Raw genomic sequence first — 18,106 nt, 5'->3', positions numbered from 1 at the left:
CAGAACGCGCTGAACGACCCGAACAAAGCGGCCTGGGTCCAGGTTGCCCGCCGCACGATCGGCTCTTCACGCCACAGATGGGCCAGCGACAGCAGAGCCGCACCATAGCCAAGCGCCCCCGCCGCCGGACGGGCCCCGGCCGGCAGCATCACCCGCATCAGAACCGCCGCCAGCAGCACCATCGGCACTCCCAGCCAGAACATCTCGCGCCAGCCGAACGCATCGGCGACCAGTCCCGACAGCACCCGACTGAGCAGAATGCCGCACAGCAAGCCGCCCATCACCATCCCCACGGTTTGCCCGCGCCGTTCGGGCGCGGCCAACGCCGCCGCGAACGGGACGATATGCTGGGCGGCCGAGGCGGCGATGCCGACCAGCAGCGAAGCGACCACCAGCAACCCGGCATTGGGGGCCAACGCCGCCATCACCAGGGCCAGGGCCAAAGCGCCGAACTGGACGACGATCAGACGACGCCGCTCGACGATATCGCCCAGCGGCACCAGCAGGAACAGCCCGGCGGCATAGCCCAATTGTGTGACGGTCGGGATCAGCGACGTCACCTTCGGATCGGTGAAATCGCGTTCGATCACACCCAGCATCGGCTGGTTGTAATAGATGTTGGCGACGGCGATACCGCAGGCGGCCGCCATCGCGAAGGTTGTTCCCCGGCCAAGCCGGGAGGGAATCGGTGGGGGCTGGGTCATCGGACGGGCACCTTTCACACGGGAAACCAGGGCATGGATCTGACGATAGACTTATCGCCGAATTCGCGGTACTGCTCCAATTCGACCGGCCGGCATATCGATAGGCGTTATAATGGACACCGTGGCCGTTGCCATTCTCGTCGCCGCCGCCCAGGCGGGTAGCCTGTCCGCCGCCGCCCGTCGGCTCCATCTGACGCCGATGAGCGCGACTCGCAGACTGGCGGCGCTGGAGCGGGATCTGGGGGTTCGGCTGCTTCACCGCACCACCCGCTCGGTTGCGCTGACCCCCGAGGGCGAGGCGTTCCTTCCCTTTGCCCAAACCCTGATCGAAAGCGAGGCGGCGGGACGTGCCCGACTGCATGAAGCGACGCTTCAGGTGTCCGGCCTGCTGCGCGTCACCGCCCCGGTCGCGTTCGGGCGGAAAATCATCGCCCCGCTGGTGCCCGGCCTGCTGCGCGATCACCCCGATTTGCAGATCGAGTTGCACCTGAACGATGCCGTCGTCGATCTGGTCGCGGCGGGGTTTGATCTGGCGATCCGCATCGCCCCGTTGCGCGACAGCGAATTGATCGCCCGCCGTCTCGCCGACAGCACGCGGGTGCTGTGCGCCGCGCCCTCTTATGTCGCCGCACGGGGCTTGCCCGAGCGGCTTGACGATCTGGCGGCGCACGAATGTCTGGCCTCGACCGGCACCACCCATTGGACCTTTCGCGTCAATGGCAAGGAGCACAAGGTGCGGATCGCCGGACGCTTTACCTCGAACGGAATCGACGGGCTGCACCAAGCCTGCCTGGGCGGAGCGGGAATCGCCTTGCTGGCGCTGTGGAACGTCCGCGACGACCTGCGGTCCGGGCGGCTGGTCCGCGTCCCGCTCGGCGATGTCTGCCCCGAGGAACGGTCAATCTGGGCGGTCTATCCCTCGGCCCGCTATGTCCTGCCCAAGCTGCGCGCTTTCTTGTCGGTGCTGGAAGCGGAACTCGCCCGCGATTGAAAACCGCGCTTTGACGTGCGATGTGTGATCGCCGATTTTGCCGGACGGCGCAGAATCACCAGACGTTCGGGGTCCTTCCCCCCGGCGAACCCAATCGGAGCGGGACCAGTGTCTCTGTTCGGCCATCTCGACGATACGGCCTTTTTGATTTTCAGTCGTGGCAACCGGCATCTCTATGCCGAGGCGGTGCTGATCGTCTATCGCCAGTTTTTCAGCGGCACCCGGATCGTGGTGCCGCTGCGCGACGATGTGGTTGAAACGCTGGCGCGGCTGGTGCGGCAACGGCCCGAACTGTGGCAGGATGCCGAGGAAATCGAGGAGCTTCCAAGCGGACGCGGGCGCAAGCCGCTGCCGCTTCCCGCCGACGAGATCGGCCGCAAGGCCCAGCACGTCTATGGCCGCCTGCTCCGCTGCGGCTGGATCGAAGAGGAACCACACGGCTTCAACGCGGTGGTCGAGATGCCCTCGGCGGCGATGGCGCTGGCCGACCAGTTCGACGCGATCGAACGCGGGCTGCCCCAATTGTTTGGTGGCGTCGTCGTCGATGTCAAATCCAGCATCGAGGCGATCGCGCTGAACCCCTCGGCCAACGCGCTGGGCCTGCCCGAAGCCGCCGCCAACGCCGTCCGCTTCACCCGCCGTCTGCGAGCGATCCTGTCCTCGCTGCGCGCGGTGCAGCGGACGATCATGGCCAGCCCGGACATCAAGACCCGGCTGGACACCTTTTTCGAGGATTTCATCGGCCGGATTCTGATCGCCGATTACAAGGCGACCTTTTCCTATGCCCAACACCCGCTGCGCTTTCGCGCCGACGTGGCGCGGATGGCCCGCGCCCATGCTGCCAATTCCGCCCTGGTCGAGGATATCGCCCAGGCCTATGTCAAGAACGGGGTCAGCCCCGACGTGGCGACGGCGCGGCGCGAGGTGTTCACCCAGCTCGACACCATCGCCGAAATCTTCGAGGGGATGACCAGCTTCGTCAGCCGGATCGAAGAATTCCGCGTCCGGCTGGAACGACGGCTGCGCAACACCATCCGCTATATGGACCGCAGCGACGATAGCATCACCGCCCGGCTGGCGGGGACGATGCGCCGCCTCGACCGGCTGCGGACCCGGGCCGAGGGGCACGACCTGGACCTCGAGGCACCGACGCTTCTGACCAGCCGCCCCCGCTTGTTCTCGCCCGACGGGCTGGCCGAGCCGCGCACCGCCAAGGCCCCGATCAAGCCCCGCCCGGTCCAGCGCGCCGAGGCCGATCCGGTCGAGGATTTCCGCGATCTGCTGGTCGAGGCGTTCGAAGGAATGCTGGAGCCAGACGAGGCGACCCTGGCCGCCTTCCTCGACCGCACCGTCGCTCCCGGCCAGCCGACCGAGGGGCGTTGGCTGACGCCCTCCGATCTGGCCGGGTTCGCCGCGTTCGACACCTTGGTCGAGCGGCTGGACGAGCCGGGTGCTGGCGAGATCGACGGCCGCTACCGCCTGGAACCGGCCGAGGGGCGGCATGTCAGCGCCTGGACCGACGCCCCCAACTTCACCATCACTCCTGCCAAGGAATCGTAAATGCCGGCAATTCTGGCAGAACTGGCCGCGTTCGAAGAAAAGGTCGCCGCCGCCAAGGGCCAAGCCGCCGCCGAGCGCGCGGTCGAGACCCTGCGCCGGGCGCTGAACGTCCTGCTCGATCGCCAGTTCATCTATAACGGCGACCGCGGCATGGCGCCTTTGTACGAATCGCTGCTGCGGGCCGATGTCCGCCAGATCGTCGAAGGGGTGCTGGACGCCTTTGGCTATGCGCTGGTGGTCGAGACCACTGACCAGTGGATCGGCGTTGTCCCCAACGAAGGCGGCGAGTTACACGGTGCCCGGCTGCGGATCGACGAGACGATCATCTTGTTGCTGCTGGGGCTGATCTGGCAGGAAGGGATGAATACCGGCCTGTCCGAAGACCGCGCCACCGTGCCGACCACCTCCGAGGAATTGTTCGCCCGCCACGCCGCGATCCTGGGCCGCGAGCGGATTCCCCGCGCCCGGTTCCAGGATATCCTGCTCGATCTGCGCCGCCGCGCTTTGGTCGAAATCGGCGAGGAAGACCCCGAAACCCGCGACGTGATCTTGCGGATTCGCTCGACGATCCGGCTGGTCTCGGGCGAGGCCCAGGTGCAGATGATCGAACGCTTCGCCCAGGAAAGCGACCGCACCTTAGACGGGCTGGACCGCGCCCAAAGCGCCCGCGAGGCCGGGTTGGCCGACGATGACAGCACCGGGACCGACGACGAAGACGGGGAAGCCTGACCGATGTACGAATTGGTGAACGTCGCCCTGATCGACTGGTTCCTGCTGGGGCGCCAGGACATTCCGATGCGCGGCGCGATCGGCGTCTATGGCGAGAACCGTTCGGGCAAATCGACCCTGCTCGACGCGATCCAGACTGCGATGCTGTCCAACGACAAGAACGCCCTGCAACTGAACGCCGCCGCCAATCCCGAGAAGAAGCGCAAGAACCGGCGCAGCGTCCATGGCTATTGCCTGGGCCGGGTCGGCGGCGCGGGGGAAGCGCCGTTGCGCGAGACCGCCCGCTCGCATATCGCGCTGGCCTTCCGCGATCCGGTCGATGGACGCGCGGTTTCGACCGGGCTGATTTTCGAGGCGCGCCAGTCGGAAACCCGCGAGGACACCACCGCCCGCTGGCTGGTCACCGGCCTGACGGTCGATAGTTCCGATCTGGTCATCTCGGGCCCGGACGGCGACGTCGCCCGCACCTGGCCCGAACTGGAAGCCCATCTCGAAGCGCGCTGCACAGCCGAGGGGGGCGCGTTGCGGGTCTATATGAGCCCCAGCGAGCATATCGGCGACATGCTGCATTTCTGCTCGCAGTCCGGGCAGCATGGCGGCATCGACCAGTTCCGCCGCGCCTTTGCCAACGCCGTCAGCTTCGAGACGATCGACGACGAAAGCCAGTTCGTCCGCACCTATGTGCTGGACCGCGATCCGATCTCGATCCGGGGCTTGCGCGAATCGATGCGCAATTACCGCGAAATCGCCGACACGATCCGCCGCCTGCTGCAACAGGTCAAAGATCTCGACGCCATTCTCGACGCCGCCAGCACCCACGCCACCCTGGTCGAGGAGAAGTTCAACCGCGCCTGGATGCTGCGCCGCGCCCGGGTTCTGATTGCGCTGCGCGAGGTCCGTAAGCACCGCAAGGCGCTGCGCCGGGCCCAGTCCGACGTCGCCCGCTTAAAGCGGATCATCGAGGATGGCGAGCGCCAGACCCTTGAATTGCGCGAGGAGAAGCAGGGGCTGGAACGCTCGGTGCGGACCAGCGAGGTCGCGGGCGAACTGGCCCGGATCGAACTGGCCCTGGAACAGGCCAAGCGCGAAATGGCCGAACGTCTGGTTCCGGTCCAGCAATGGGAATTGGCGGTGACCCGCGCCGCGACGATCCCCGGGCAAAGCGGAGCCGCGCTCGACATGCTGCGCGAGCGCTCGCCCGCCTTGCTGACCGCGCTGGCGACGCTGCAACGGCTGACCGGCGCCGACACCGTGCCGGTCTGGCCCGCCGATCCCAAGGCGATGGTCCACGTCATCGATCAATTGCCCGATCTCGATTCCTTGTGCCGGATGCTGCGCGATCTCGCCGACGAAAGCCTGCGCGGGCTGGGCAACCAGGAAGTCGAGGATTTGCGTCGTCGCCTCGAGGCGATCGACAAGACCGGGGCGGCGATCTCGCTGGAGACCGGGGCGTTCCTGCTTGATCTCGAAGCCGAGGGCTTCGCCCCCAAGCTGGTCTGCTCCGAAATCGAACTGCTCGATCCCGACTGGCGCGACGCCGCCGAGGCGATCCTGGGCCGCGACCGCGAGGCGGTGGTGCTGCCGCCCGATCAGGCCCGCCGCGCCATCTTGATGTTGCGGCAGAACCGCCACAGCGGACGCTATCGCGGCTGCCGCGTCGTCAACACCACCCGGCTCGAAAGCGGGCGGGCGCAAAAGGGCACTCTGGCCGCGATCCTGCGGGCCAAAGACCCGCTGGTCGGCGCCTTTATCCTCCACCGGGTCGGCAACGTCCGTCTGGTCGAGACCGAAGCCGAGTTGCAAGAGGGCGGCCGCGCCGTCACCAAGGATTGCGCCTATTGCGACGGTCTGGTCACCGAAATCCGCCAGCCGGGCGAGCGCAAGATCGGGGTCGATGCCAGCGGGGCGTTGCGGCGCGAGCTGGAAAGCCGCCTGCGTCAGGCGCAGGACGCCCAGACCGAGACCCGGACCCTGGTTCAGGGCTTGCGCGGACTGGCCGAGCGACTGACGCCGCTGGCGGCGGCGCGGGCGCAGCCGGTCGGGCTGATCGATGCGGTGCTCGATTATCGCGACAAGCAGCGCCAGATCGACGGATTGCGGGGACAGGTCACCCGGCTGCGCGATTACGTCAACCCCGAGATCAGCAGCCGGATCGAGGCGATCGACCGTGACCTTCTGACGCTGGAGTTGGAGCGGTCGGGCGATCCTGACGGTCTTGATTCCGACTCGCGCAAGGGGGCGAAGCGGCTGCTGGAAGAGGCGTTGCGGGCCGAAGGAACCGCGATGACCGGCTGCAATTCTGGTCTGCCCGAACTGGTCGTGGCGCTGAATTCCTATCGCGAGGAACGCAGCCGGGTTCTGTTCGCCCCGGCGATGGAATTGTGGCGGGCGGAACGAGCCCGGTCGCGCGGTGCGCTGCCCCCAATCGCCCGGGCCTGCGACGAACGTCTGGCCGTGCTGGCCGAAAAGATTCCAAGCGCCAACAAGGCGGTGTTCGGCCTGATCTTCGATTTCCGCCGCACCAGCCAGCGCGACCTGGGCTTCACGATGGAGTCCTCGATCAGCGAGGAGATCGTGCCGTGGGCGACGCGACTGCGCAGCGACATCGCCGACAAGGATCTGGCCCAGCACCGCCGCCGCGCCGACGAGGCGGTCGACGAGGCGCAAAAGCTGTTGAAGGGCAATTTCGTCAACATGCTGCGCGACCGCTTCGAGCGGGTGACCAACGCCATCGCGCTGCTGAACAACGTGCTGCGGCAACACGCCTTCCATAACGAACGCTATCGCTTCGATGTCGAACCGGATGCCGATTTTGCCGGGCTGATCGACCTTGTCGCGGCGGCGACCCAGGACGAGATGATTCTGTTGCCGCTGTTCGGCGGGGCCGGGATCGAGGCTTCGCTCCACGCCGAAAGCCTGAAGATGATCGAGGCGATCCTGATGGAGGACGATCTCGACTATTCCCGCTATGAGGATTACCGCAACTACTTCCGCTTCAATCTGGTGATGACCGACATCGAGACCGGCAAGGCCACCACCTTTGCCCACCGGCTGGGCGTCGGATCGGGAGCCGAGAAGCAGGTGCCGTTCTATGTCGCGATCGGGGCCGCGCTGGCCAGCGCCTATCACAACGGCATCTATGCCGCGTCAAAGCCGGGCGGACTGGGGCTGGCGCTGTTCGACGAGGCTTTCATGAAGATGGACCCCAAGAACCAGCGCGAAGTGCTGCATTTCTATCGCGAGATCGGGCTTCAGCCGGTGCTGGCCGGACCAAAGGGCGGCAAGCTGTTCATGCAGAAATACATGGACACCCTGGTCAAGGTCGCGCGGCCCAGCTATCGGCGGATGACGATCACCGTCACCCATCCCGGCACGGCGCTGAAAGAGGCGTTGATGAGCGAAGACCCCAGCGAATGGTCACGCGAGCGGCTGGAACGGCTGTACGCATCGTTACGGCCGTGAGCGATGGCCAAGGTCGAAGTCACCAGCGCCGATCAGGCGTTCGACCACTTCCTGTCCGCGCACGAACGTAAGCCGGATCGGATCAGGAACCTCCACGTCTATCCCGATTACCACGGGATGGGGTCGGACCTTGCGTGCCACAGGTTCAACCAGCGGATGGAAGAGGCCGAGACGGCCAATGGGGGGGTCGAACTGACGTGGAAGCCGATCCCGGCGAAACGCTATATCGAGCGGGTGACGTTGCGGAATGCAGACGCCCTCTACGCCCTTTTAGGGCGTCAGCAGCCGGACCCGTCGGCGCTGTCGCCTGCGGTTCTGACCGTCCTCGCCGAGGCCGCGCCCAGCAGCGACGAGGAACGCGCCGGGTGGATCGCGATTGCGCGGGCGGTCGAGGCCGACTGGCCGACAGAGGCGCTTCCCGCCCTGGTCGCCGAATTGACCCGAATTCGCGCCGAACCACCCGACCGGCCCGCCTTTCTCGTTTCCGCCGCCGGGCCGTTGGCGTCGTCGAAGTTGCTGGACCGGCTGCCCCAGGCCGCCTTGCGCCGGATCGGTATCCGTCCTGAGGCCTACCCCGCCCCGCCGGTGGTGTTGCTGACGGCGGGCGCAGCGCGGCCCGAGGCGGTGATTCTGGTCGAGAACCCGCGCGCGTTCGAACGCGCCTTTTCCATCACCCGCGATCTGCCGGTTGCATGGATTTCGACGCACGGGCTGGTCGCCACCTCGGTTGCCCGTGCTCTTGACGGGGCGTGGCTGGGAGCCCCGGTCGATGGAACGCCCCCGCCGCTCGACGCCCTGCTGGCGACGCCAAACCTGTTCTATTGGGGCGACCTGGATCAGGCCGGGCTGATGATCTTTGCCACGGCGCGGCGGCGTTTGCCCCGGATCGCGCTGAGCGCCCTCTACCGCCCGATGGTGGACCTGCTGGCGAAAGGTGGAGGCCATCCCTATACCGAGGCAACCGACAAGGCTGGTCAGCGATCCTGGCACTCGGACGACCCTCTGCTTCAGTCGCTGCTTGAGGCTTGCGCGATTTCCTGCGTTGATCAGGAATGGGTCGCGCCCGCATTGATCCGCGATCTCTGCGCCCTGCCCTATCATCCGGCCGGGCCGGTCTGACCGAAGGGGTCGCGTCCCCCGATGACGCGCATTTGACGGAGACGTCGTTGCTAGACCTTCTCACCGGAAACCGGAACGTCCGTGCCTTTGCCGGAATCCGGGCCTGCCTCGCCTTGGCTGGGCAAATGCAGACCGTCGCGATCGGCTGGTACGTTTACGCTTTGACCGGCAGCGCCTGGCATCTGGGCTTCATCGGGCTGGTCCAGTTCCTCCCCGGCGCGGTGCTGTTTCCGCTGATCGGCTATGTCGCCGACCATTATGACCGTCGCCGCGTCGTCGCCGCGACCCTATGGGTGCAGGCGCTGGCCAGTCTGGCCCTGATCGCGGCGGTGGCCCAGCCCGACCCCAGCCTGTGGGCGCTGTACCTCATCATCGTCGTGATCGGCGCGGCCAAGGCGTTCACGATGCCCGCTTTGTCCTCGCTGTTGCCCAATCTGGTCGATGCCGAGACCTTTCCCCGCGCCGTCGCCACCGGGTCATCGGCGTTCCAGGTCGCCACCATCATCGGTCCGGCCGTCGGCGGTTTGCTGTACGCTATCAACCATCTGGTTACCTTTGGCCTGGCCGCCGTGATCTATCTGGGGGCGATTCTGCTGGTGCTGGGGGTAACGGTGCGGGGCGACGCCACCCCGGCCCGGCCCGGCAAGGGCGAGGATGACGGGGTCCTGGCCGGATTGCGCTATATCCGCACCAATCCGGTCCTGCTCGGCGCGATCTCGCTCGACATGTTCGCGGTGCTGCTGGGCGGCGTCACCGCGCTGCTGCCGATCTATGCCAGTGACATCCTGAAGGTCGGCCCGGTCGGGCTGGGCCTGCTGCGCAGTCGCCCCGGCGATCGGCGCGACCGTCGTCGGCCTGTATCTCGCCCAGCACAGTATCGAGCGGCGGGCGGGCGCGCTGATGCTGGCCTGCGTCGCCGGGTTCGGCGTCGCGACAATCGTCTTCTCGCTCTCGACGTCGCTGTGGCTGTCGGTGGTGGCACTGATCGCGCTGGGCGGCTTTGACATGGTCAGCATGGTGATCCGCCAGACCCTGGTCCAGCTTTCGACCCCCGACGCGATGCGCGGACGGGTCAGCGCCGTCAGTTTCCTGTTCATCGGCGCATCGAATCAGTTGGGCGAGTTCGAATCCGGCGCAACCGCCGCCCTGATGGGCGTGATCCCGGCGGCGGTGCTGGGCGGAGTCGGAACCTTGGTGGTGGTGGGGCTTTGGAGCGTGCTGTTCCCGGCCTTGCGCCGGATCGACACGCTGACCAAAGCCCCAGGTCCGCTATGACTTCCGCGGCGAGGTCCGCGGCCGCGCGGCGGGGCGTTCGCTCCGCTCGGAGCGGGCCGGGCGGACTTCCCCGCCTTCGGCCGGGCCGGAATCGCCCAGCGGCTCGATGCGGACATCGCCCCGTTCGATCCGGCTCACCGACGCGAGGAACTTGTCCGCCGCCGCGACGTCGATCTCGAACCGGGTCTCGCGCTCGAAGATGCGGATCGCGCCGATCTCCTGCTTGGTGATCTTGCCCTGGCGGCAGATCATCGGGATCAGCCAGCGCGGATCGGCGTTCTTCTGCCGACCGACATTGAGGCGGAACCACACATGCTGGCCCGGAGCGCTCTCACGCCGGGGACGACGGGGTTCGGAGGGATCGCGCGGTGACGGCCCCCCTTCGCCGGGATCGAACACATCCTCGGCGGCGGGCAGGTGCGAACGGTACATCCGCACCAAAGCGGCGGCGATATCCTCGGGCGAGCGTTCAGCCAGCAGGGCCTTGGCCATCGCCACATCGTCCTCGCTCAGATCGTCGGTGACGAACGGGCTTTGCAGCAACCGCTCCTGATCAAGCTTGCGGATGTCCTCGGCCGACGGCGCGCCGCCCCAGATGGCGTGAACCCCTGCCGACTGAAGCAATTGCTCGGCCTTGCGACGGCGCGACAGCAGCACCAGCAGAACGCTGATTCCCTTGCGCCCGGCGCGGCCGGTGCGGCCGCTGCGATGCTGCATCGTCGCGGCGTTCTGCGGCAGTTCGGCATGGATCACCAGCCCGATATTGGGCAGATCGATGCCGCGGGCGGCAACGTCGGTGGCGACACAGACCCGGGCCCGGCCGTCGCGCAGCGCCTGAAGCGCCTGATTGCGCTCGTTCTGGCCCAGTTCGCCAGACAAAGCGACGGCGGCGAACCCGCGTTCGAGCAAGATCGCCTGGAGATGGCGGACCGAATCGCGGGTGTTGCAGAAGACCAGCGTCGCCGGAGATTCGACATAGCGCAGCAGATTGACCACCGCGTGCTCGACCTCGTTGGGAGCAACCCGGACGGCGCGGTATTCGATGTCGGCATGGCCCTGTTGCCCCGCCGATACCGCGATCCGCCAAGCGTCGCGCTGGTATTGCTTGGCCAGGGCGACAATCGCCTTGGGCAGCGTCGCCGAGAACAGCAGGGTGCGGCGATTCTGCGGGGTCGCCTCCAGGATGAATTCGAGATCCTCGCGGAAACCGAGATCGAGCATCTCGTCGGCTTCGTCGAGCACCACCGCCTTCAACCGGGTGATCCGCAGCCCGCCGCGCTCGAGATGGTCGCGCAGGCGGCCCGGAGTACCGACGACGATGTGCGCACCCTTCGCCAGCATCCGCTGTTCGGCGCGGGGGTCCATCCCGCCGACACAGGACACCACCCGGCCGCCGGCATGCTGGTACAGCCACGACAATTCGCGCTGGACCTGAAGCGCCAGTTCACGGGTGGGGGCGACGATCAGGGCGATCGGTTCGTCGGCCGGTTCCAGCGTCAGGGCGTCGCCCAGCAGGGTATCGGCGATGGCGAGACCGTAGGCAACCGTCTTGCCCGATCCGGTCTGCGCCGAGACCAGCAGGTCGCGGCCCTTCGCACCGGGGTCGAGCACCGCCGTCTGGACAGCGGTCAGTTCAGTGTAGTCGCGCTCGGTCAGAGCTTGGGTGAGCGGATGGCCCACAGGAAAAAAGACCATGTTTGGAGCGTTGCTTTCGTGCGTTGGGAGCATCAATGCCTGGTGCGAGACCGGCCCGACGAGGGTGCCGTGGACCAGGAACGAGTCGACCGCGGCGCGCGATGCCGACCCAAATGATTGGATAGCACGTTTCCCGCCGCCGTCACCCGAAATTCACCTGTCCCCGAACGCGGGGCCTCCCCAAATCCGCTGCAACGCTCCGCCGCTTACGGCACCGAGCGAACTTTTTCCGTCCAGCCGTTGCGGGCGAAACAACCGCGAATAACCTGATCGCGCAGCGCGGCATTGGCGTCTTCCTGCCGATAAGACGGCGGAGTGACCGTATCGTAAGTCGAACAATTGCGGCGACTCTTATCGCAGTAATGTGAGGTGTGGGAACTGCCGGGATCCAGGACATAGACGGGAATGACCGGAACCTTTCCGGCTCCTTCCAGCATACAGGTGGCCTTGACCTGCTCCCATTCCCCCGGAGTGCCGCCGGGTTTGTCCCAATATCGCTCGACACAACCCGCAAGCAGAAGAGCCGCTCCAACCGCAATAAAGACTGGCCTGACCATTGCCAACACCGCTTCGCCCCCATCCTCGAATCTCGTTCAAATCTACACGACCCGATCCACCCTGAATACGCCCCGATTGAAAGTCCGCACCGACCGGCACCGGCGGTCAGGGGCGGCTTGCGGTTCAGACTGATTTCAGGAATAAGTATTTTCCCTCGGGTCGGGCATCCCCATATCCGATCCAGCTCCGACCACCCGCAGGCTCCGACGGGACCGGCGGGCTTTTTTCGAGCGGGATCGAGTCTCCTTGATGACTGAAACGACGATGTCCACCTTGACGACCCTGGCTGGCCTGGGGTCGATCACCGCCCTGATTTTTTTACTGGCGGGAGGATTGTTAAAGCTGTTTCCCCGCCTGTCCGACGCGGTTCTGGGCGGCGCGGCGGGGCGATCGGGCGAGTTGGACGGATTGCGCGGCGCGCTCAGTCTGCTGGTGGTGCTCCATCACAGCCTGATCGTCCAAAATTACTGCGCGACCGGACGCTATGAGCCACCGGTCGGCAATTTCAATAATCTGGCGGGCGAGGCCGCCGTCGCTTTGTTCTTCGTCATCACCGCATCGCTGTACTGGAAACGCCTGCAGAGCGGAGCCCGCTTCGACTGGCCCCGCCTGCTGATCGGACGATTGCGCCGGTTGGGGCCGATGTATGCGGTGGCGGTGGCGATCCTGGTGGCCATCGTGATGGCGGAAACCGGCTTTTCCCTGCATGTCACCCCGGCCGAACTGGCCACCGAGATCGCGCAATGGCTCAGTTTCGATTTCCTCTCGCTGCCTGACATCAATGGCCGCCCCGAGACCTATTTCATCGAAGTGGTGGTGTGGACCCTGCGCTACGAATGGGAATTCGTCCTGTGTCTGCCGCTGCTGGCCCTGTTCGCCCACGGTCGCCGTCCCTGGCTGCTGTACGCCGCCGGAATTGCCTTGGCCGCGTTCGGCTCGGCCGACAATCTGCTCTACGCCTATTTCGCAGCAGGCCTGGTCGCCGCCGACCTCAATGCCCGCAAGGCGCTGCCGCCCCGGGTTTGGGCCGGATTGGGCGTCCTGGCGCTGGCGGTGTTGCTTGCCTGCTATCACGACATCTACGGTCTGCCCCAGGTCGGGCTGATTACCCTGATCTTTCTGGGCGCGTCGTCGGGCGTCGGTCCGTGGGCGATCCTGCGCGCCCGCCCGCTGCGTTTTCTCGGCCTGATCAGCTACAGCATCTATCTGTTGCACCATATGGTGCTGCACCTGTTCGCACAACAGGTGTTCGGCACCGACCGCTTCGCCAGCCTGGACGGCTGGGCCTTCCAGGGCGCGGTGCTGATGGTCGGAGCCACCGCGATCCTGCTCTCCACCCTCACCTACCTGACGGTAGAGCGGCCCTGGGCCCATCCCGCCCCGGCCCGAAGCACCTGAACGATGGGCTTGCCATCCGCCGCCGTTCTGGCATAATGCCGCTCCCTTCGCCGGGAAAGCGCAGACATGCCCTTTCCCCGGGGACGCGGGTGTAGCTCAATGGTAGAGCAGAAGCTTCCCAAGCTTACGACGAGGGTTCGATTCCCTTCACCCGCTCCAAATTTTCTCCAATAAAACGATCACCTCCCTAAAACGGAAACAGCCACGGCACCAGCCCGACGCTGACTCCCATCACCAGGACGGTGAACGGCACCCCGACGCGGACGAAATCGCGGAAGGTATAGCGGCCTGGCCCCATCACCAGCGTGTTGACCGGCGAGGACACCGGGGTCATGAAGGCGGCCGAGGCAGCCAGAGCGACCACCATCGCGAAGGGATAGGGCGACGTCCCCAGGTCGCTTGCGGCGGCCAGGGCCACCGGGGCCATCAGAACGGCGGTCGCGGTATTGGAGATGAACAGCCCCAACCCGGCGGTCACGACGAACAGACCGGCCAGCACCGCGTGGGGGTTGGTCCGTCCGACGGTATCAAGCAGCAATCCGGCAGCAAGTTCGACCCCTCCGGTCCGTTGCAACGCCAGCGCGAACGGCAACATGCCGACGATCAACACCAGGCTTTGCCAATGGATCGAGCGATAGGCGGCATTGAAATCAATGCAGCGGAACAGCCCCATCAGCAGACAGCCGAACAGCGCCGCCTGGACATTGGGAACAATCCCGCTGACCATCAGAACGACGACAATCGCCAGAACCGCCAGGGCATAAGGCGTGCGCGCCGCCGCCGGCATCACCGCATCGACCTCGATCGGTAGCGGCAGCAGGAACAAATCCTGGCTTTCGCCCTGTAACCGGCGGATCGCCTTCCAGGGACCGATCAGCAGCAGGGTATCGCCCAACCGCAAATGACGGTCGAGCACACTGCCCTTATGCGGGGTCCCGCCCCGCTTCAGCCCAATGACATGCAGCCCATAGGTGGTGCGGAACCGGGCCTCGACCACGGTCTTGCCGATCAGTGTCGAGGTCTGTGGCACCATCACCTCGGCCATGCCGATGGTCTGGCGGCGATCGGCCAAGGACTGGTCGCCCAGCGGCAACCGCTCCAGGTGATATCGGCGGGCCACCGTGTCGATGTCGATCGTCGGCGCGAACAGGTCGAGATGAAGCACATCGCCGTCATGCAGAACCGTGGCGGCGGTGGCGCCGACAAACCGTTCGCCGATCCGACTCGACCGCTCGATCGCGACGATGTTGACCCCCGAGGTGGCGCGCAGATCCAACTCCTCCAGCCGCCGCCCGGCCAGCGGTGATCCGGGTCTCACCCGCAATCGGTGCTCCCGCTCGGCCAGATCGTATTGCGCGACCCAATCGGCCAGACGCGGACGCCCCGAGGGCACCGCGACCGGCTGGCGCTCGGACAGCCAGCGGCGGGCAACCATCATGTAAAGGATCGCAAGCCCGAGAATCGGCAGGCCGAAGGGGGTGAAATCAAAAAAGCCGAACCCCTCGAACCCGTGGCGGATCAGTTCGGCGTGCACCACCAGATTCGGCGGCGTCGCCACCAAGGTGGTCATGCCGCTGACCAACGCCGCGACACTGAGCGGCATCATCAGCCGGCCGGGGGACGTCCCGGCGCTTCGCGCCATCCGCAGCACCACCGGAATAAAGATCGCCACCACGCCGGTCGAACTCATCACCGAGCCGATCCCGGCGACAATCACCATCAGCAACACAAGCAGCCGCGTCTCGTCGCCTCCGGCGCGGCGGACCAGGGCATCCCCCAGCCGTTGGGCGACGCCGGTTCTCACCAGCCCCTCGCCGATCACGAACAAGGCGGCGATCAGGATCACGTTCGGGTCGGCAAACCCGGCCAGTGCCTCGGTCATGCTGATGATCCCGGTCAGGGGCAAGGTGGCCATGATCATCACCGCCACCGCGTCCATGCGCGGGCGGTTGAGCGCGAACATCACAATCGCGGCGGCAAGAAAGGCAAGAACGATGGCAAGGTCGGCAGTCATGGCGGCGGGCGGGCTCCGAGGGGGGCGGGGCTTCTCGTCCGGACGGATACCCGCCTGGATCATCCCCCCTAATACAACAGACCGCCACCACCGCCCCCTATGACAAGAGGGATGCCCCATTGGTTAGGGCGGCCCATTTCCAGCGTGGTGCTGCCGTTGTCGTTGTCTCGCTGGAAGCCCGTGATGAAGCCGTAGAACGGATATAGAAAGCGGGGCTCTTGATTGTTACGCATTCCGTAACACATAATGGGCTCATGCCGATCAGAACTTATGCCGATCGCCGCACGGCGGACTTCGCCGCAGGGATGCGGGTCAAGGAGTTCCAGACGTTTGAGCGTCAAGCGGCGAAGGGACAGACCAAGCTGAATGCGGTCGGTCGTTTGATCGAACTCCGCAATCCGCCCTCAAACCGTTTTGAGGCCTTGGACGGAGATCGAGGCGGCCAATACAGCATTCGGATCAATGATCACTGGCGCATCTGTTTCCGCTGGTCATTCAGCGAAGATTTGGCCGGGCGAGACCCATTGATGGTGCCTGGCGACGCTGTGGACGTTGAGATCGTCGATTATCATTGAGGATGCCATGAGCTACGCCGCTATCGATAATTTGCCGCCGATCCATCCCGGCGAGATTTTGAGAGACGAATTGGACGCGCTGTCGATGAGCGCCCGCAAATTCGCCGAACACATCCGTGTGCCCCCTAACGCCGTGACCGCTATTCTGAATTGCGAGCGCGGGGTGACGGCGCAGATGGCTTTGCGTCTTGGGCAGGCATTCGGCACTGGGCCAGGATATTGGATGCGTTTGCAGGATATATATGAGGAGAAGCGTGCCCGAGAGGCATTGGGGGGCGTGCTGGAGGGCATCGAATTGCTGCAAGCCGTAGGGCAATCAAAGGCGCTGATTCCCTTCACCCGCTCCAACATCTGATAACCAGTCTATCCGCGATGATCGCCAGACGACAGGTCTGGCGTTTTGTCGTTATGGCCGACAAAAAGAGCGGCACGCCCGCTCTTTTGCGATCGTGCGCCGCCTTTACCGGCTCCCCCCTTCCCCGTCGCGCCCAGCCTGCAAGATCGCCGTCAGCAGGCCGGGAAAGAGCTGGTCCATCTCGGCCCGACGCAGCGAATTGATGTGGGTCGCCCCATCGTTTTCGGTCCGGATCAAGCCCGCATCGCGTAAGACGCGGAAATGGTGCGACATCGTTGATTTCGGCCGCCCGCAATCAAGCGCGGTGCAGCTCGCCTCGCCCAGGTGATCGAGGCGGCGCACGATGTCCAGGCGGACCGGGTCGCTCAGCGCGTAGAGGACTCGCTCCAGCACGATGTCGGTGGGCAGGGGATGTTTCATCGGTCTCATTACGTCACTCTACCATGAGATTCGGGGCTTGCGTAATTTCGATAAATATCGAACTATGGAACATCAGGTTTGAGACGCCCTCGGGACGTCATTGCCATTGGAGGAGACCGAAATATGGCCGCCCTGTTCGACCCCTTCGTCCTTAAAGACATCACGCTGCGCAACCGCATCGCGGTTTCGCCGATGTGCCAATATTCCGCGCAGAACGGTGTCGTCAATGACTGGCACCATGTCCACCTTGCCACCCTGGCCCGGGGCGGGTCAGCGTTGGTGATCGCCGAGGCAACCGCGGTTTCGCCGGAAGGGCGGATTACCCCGGCCTGCGCCGGGCTGTGGAACGACAGTCAGGCTGAAGCGTTCGCCCCGATCGTGCGCGCCATCAAGGCGGCAGGAGCGGTGCCGGGGATTCAGATCGGTCATGCCGGTCGCAAGGCCAGCGCCAATCTGCCGTGGGAAGGCGACGACCACATCGCCGTCGGCGATCCGCGCGGCTGGGAAACCGTCTCGCCGTCGCCCATCGCGTTCGGAGCCAATCTTCCCCGGGTTCCGCGCGCCCTGACGATCGCCGAGATCGCCCGCGTCCGCCAGGATTTCGTCGACGCCGCCCGCCGCGCCGCTAGCGCCGGGTTCGAGTGGCTGGTGCTGCACTTTGCCCATGGCTACCTGGCGCAAAGCTTCCTGTCCGATTATTCGAACCAGCGCGATGACGAATATGGCGGCAGTTTCGCGGCGCGCAGCCGCTTCCTGATCGAGACGCTGGCGGCGGTGAGAGAGGTGTGGCCGGAACGCCTGCCGCTGACGATGCGTCTTGGCGTCATCGAGTTCGACGGCCGGGACGAAGACTCCCTGGTGCAATCGATCGATTTGATCCGCCGCTTCAAGGCGGAAGGGCTTGATTTCATCGATGTCAGCATCGGCTTTTCCACGCCCACGGCGCAAATTCCGTGGGGCCCCGCCTTTCTTGCCCCGGTTGCCGCCCGGGTCCGCCGTGAAACCGGGCTGCCGACCGCGACCAGCTGGTTTATCAGCGACGCGGCACAGGCCGATGGGCTGATCCGCGACGGAAGCCTTGATCTGGTGATGCTGGGACGGCCGTTGCTCGCCAATCCGCACTGGCCCTATCGCGCCGCCACCGAATTGGGGATCGACCGTCCGGCCTGGGTTCTGCCCGCCCCCTATGCGCACTGGCTGTCGCGCTACCGCACCGCCTGAGCGGCGGCGGTACGACGGAAGACAGGAGAC

General features: G+C 65.7%; 16 protein-coding genes and 1 tRNA gene. 12 read left to right on the top strand and 5 right to left on the bottom strand.

The features are described from left to right. Positions 1 to 704 (bottom strand): MFS transporter (locus K678_RS03095; protein WP_039851931.1); only part of this gene is annotated, 704 nt, incomplete at its 3' end. A gap of 112 nt (positions 705 to 816) precedes the next feature. Here K678_RS03095 and K678_RS03090 point away from each other — a divergent pair. From K678_RS03090 to K678_RS19675, 7 genes are all read left to right on the top strand, one after another. Next, positions 817 to 1,695, top strand: a complete 879-nt coding sequence (locus K678_RS03090) for a LysR family transcriptional regulator (protein ID WP_021131000.1) — start codon at positions 817 to 819, stop codon at positions 1,693 to 1,695. Between the two features lie 108 nt (positions 1,696 to 1,803). Further along, positions 1,804 to 3,255, top strand: a complete 1,452-nt coding sequence (locus K678_RS03085; protein WP_021130999.1) for a Wadjet anti-phage system protein JetA family protein — start codon at positions 1,804 to 1,806, stop codon at positions 3,253 to 3,255. Continuing rightward, on the top strand, positions 3,256 to 3,984 hold the full coding sequence (locus tag K678_RS03080; protein ID WP_021130998.1) for a DUF4194 domain-containing protein: 729 nt from the start codon (positions 3,256 to 3,258) through the stop codon (positions 3,982 to 3,984). A gap of 3 nt (positions 3,985 to 3,987) precedes the next feature. Continuing rightward, a complete protein-coding gene (locus K678_RS03075; RefSeq protein ID WP_021130997.1) occupies positions 3,988 to 7,446 on the top strand; it encodes an SbcC/MukB-like Walker B domain-containing protein in 3,459 nt (1,152 codons plus the stop codon). A 3-nt stretch (positions 7,447 to 7,449) separates the two neighbouring features. After that, the gene (locus tag K678_RS17540) at positions 7,450 to 8,565 is read left to right on the top strand and encodes a Wadjet anti-phage system protein JetD domain-containing protein (protein ID WP_021130996.1); all 1,116 of its coding nucleotides are present in this window, start codon (positions 7,450 to 7,452) and stop codon (positions 8,563 to 8,565) included. A 47-nt stretch (positions 8,566 to 8,612) separates the two neighbouring features. Continuing rightward, positions 8,613 to 9,569 (top strand): MFS transporter, encoded by a 957-nt coding sequence (locus K678_RS03065; RefSeq protein ID WP_196802534.1) that lies wholly within the window; start codon positions 8,613 to 8,615, stop codon positions 9,567 to 9,569. Further along, positions 9,541 to 9,840 (top strand): hypothetical protein, encoded by a 300-nt coding sequence (locus tag K678_RS19675; protein WP_021130994.1) that lies wholly within the window; start codon positions 9,541 to 9,543, stop codon positions 9,838 to 9,840. Before K678_RS03065 ends, K678_RS19675 begins: the two co-directional genes overlap by 29 nt. Here K678_RS19675 and K678_RS03060 read toward each other — a convergent pair. After that, positions 9,835 to 11,535, bottom strand: coding sequence for a DEAD/DEAH box helicase (locus K678_RS03060; protein WP_021130993.1), 1,701 nt, complete (start codon positions 11,533 to 11,535; stop codon positions 9,835 to 9,837). The genes K678_RS19675 and K678_RS03060 overlap by 6 nt on opposite strands. Before the next feature lie 206 nt (positions 11,536 to 11,741). Next, positions 11,742 to 12,092 (bottom strand): hypothetical protein, encoded by a 351-nt coding sequence (locus K678_RS03055; RefSeq protein ID WP_021130992.1) that lies wholly within the window; start codon positions 12,090 to 12,092, stop codon positions 11,742 to 11,744. A 250-nt stretch (positions 12,093 to 12,342) separates the two neighbouring features. Between K678_RS03055 and K678_RS03050 the strand changes: the two genes are divergently transcribed. Together K678_RS03050 and K678_RS03045 are read left to right on the top strand one after the other, a co-directional pair. Beyond that, positions 12,343 to 13,491, top strand: coding sequence for an acyltransferase family protein (locus tag K678_RS03050; RefSeq protein ID WP_021130991.1), 1,149 nt, complete (start codon positions 12,343 to 12,345; stop codon positions 13,489 to 13,491). Positions 13,492 to 13,576: 85 nt separating this feature from the next. After that, positions 13,577 to 13,650 (top strand) — tRNA-Gly (locus K678_RS03045). Positions 13,651 to 13,678: 28 nt separating this feature from the next. On the opposite strand, the gene K678_RS03040 is transcribed toward K678_RS03045, so the two are convergent. After that, positions 13,679 to 15,505 carry an SLC13 family permease gene (locus K678_RS03040; RefSeq protein WP_039851929.1) on the bottom strand — a complete coding sequence of 609 codons (1,827 nt, stop codon included), beginning with the start codon at positions 15,503 to 15,505 and terminating at the stop codon, positions 13,679 to 13,681. A gap of 254 nt (positions 15,506 to 15,759) precedes the next feature. Here K678_RS03040 and K678_RS03035 point away from each other — a divergent pair, with 254 nt between their 5' ends. Next, positions 15,760 to 16,080, top strand: coding sequence for a type II toxin-antitoxin system RelE/ParE family toxin (locus K678_RS03035; RefSeq protein WP_021130989.1), 321 nt, complete (start codon positions 15,760 to 15,762; stop codon positions 16,078 to 16,080). 7 nt (positions 16,081 to 16,087) lie between these two features. Next, complete coding sequence (locus K678_RS03030; protein WP_021130988.1) at positions 16,088 to 16,435, top strand: HigA family addiction module antitoxin; 348 nt, start codon at positions 16,088 to 16,090, stop codon at positions 16,433 to 16,435. Positions 16,436 to 16,540: 105 nt separating this feature from the next. Here the strand turns inward: K678_RS03030 and K678_RS03025 are convergent, their stop codons facing one another. Beyond that, positions 16,541 to 16,855: an ArsR/SmtB family transcription factor gene (locus K678_RS03025; protein WP_021130987.1), complete on the bottom strand. Its 315-nt coding sequence runs from the start codon at positions 16,853 to 16,855 to the stop codon at positions 16,541 to 16,543. 123 nt (positions 16,856 to 16,978) lie between these two features. On the opposite strand from K678_RS03025, the gene K678_RS03020 reads away from it, so the two are divergent. Next, positions 16,979 to 18,076, top strand: coding sequence for an NADH:flavin oxidoreductase/NADH oxidase (locus K678_RS03020; protein ID WP_021130986.1), 1,098 nt, complete (start codon positions 16,979 to 16,981; stop codon positions 18,074 to 18,076). The last annotated feature ends 30 nt before the right edge of the window (positions 18,077 to 18,106 follow it).

The organism is Magnetospirillum fulvum MGU-K5 (assembly GCF_000442515.1).
In the GTDB taxonomy this organism is placed as follows: Bacteria; Pseudomonadota; Alphaproteobacteria; order Rhodospirillales; family Magnetospirillaceae; genus Phaeospirillum; species Phaeospirillum fulvum_B.
Note: the sequence above shows the minus strand (reverse complement) of the source record. Positions and strands in the feature narration are given on the sequence as shown.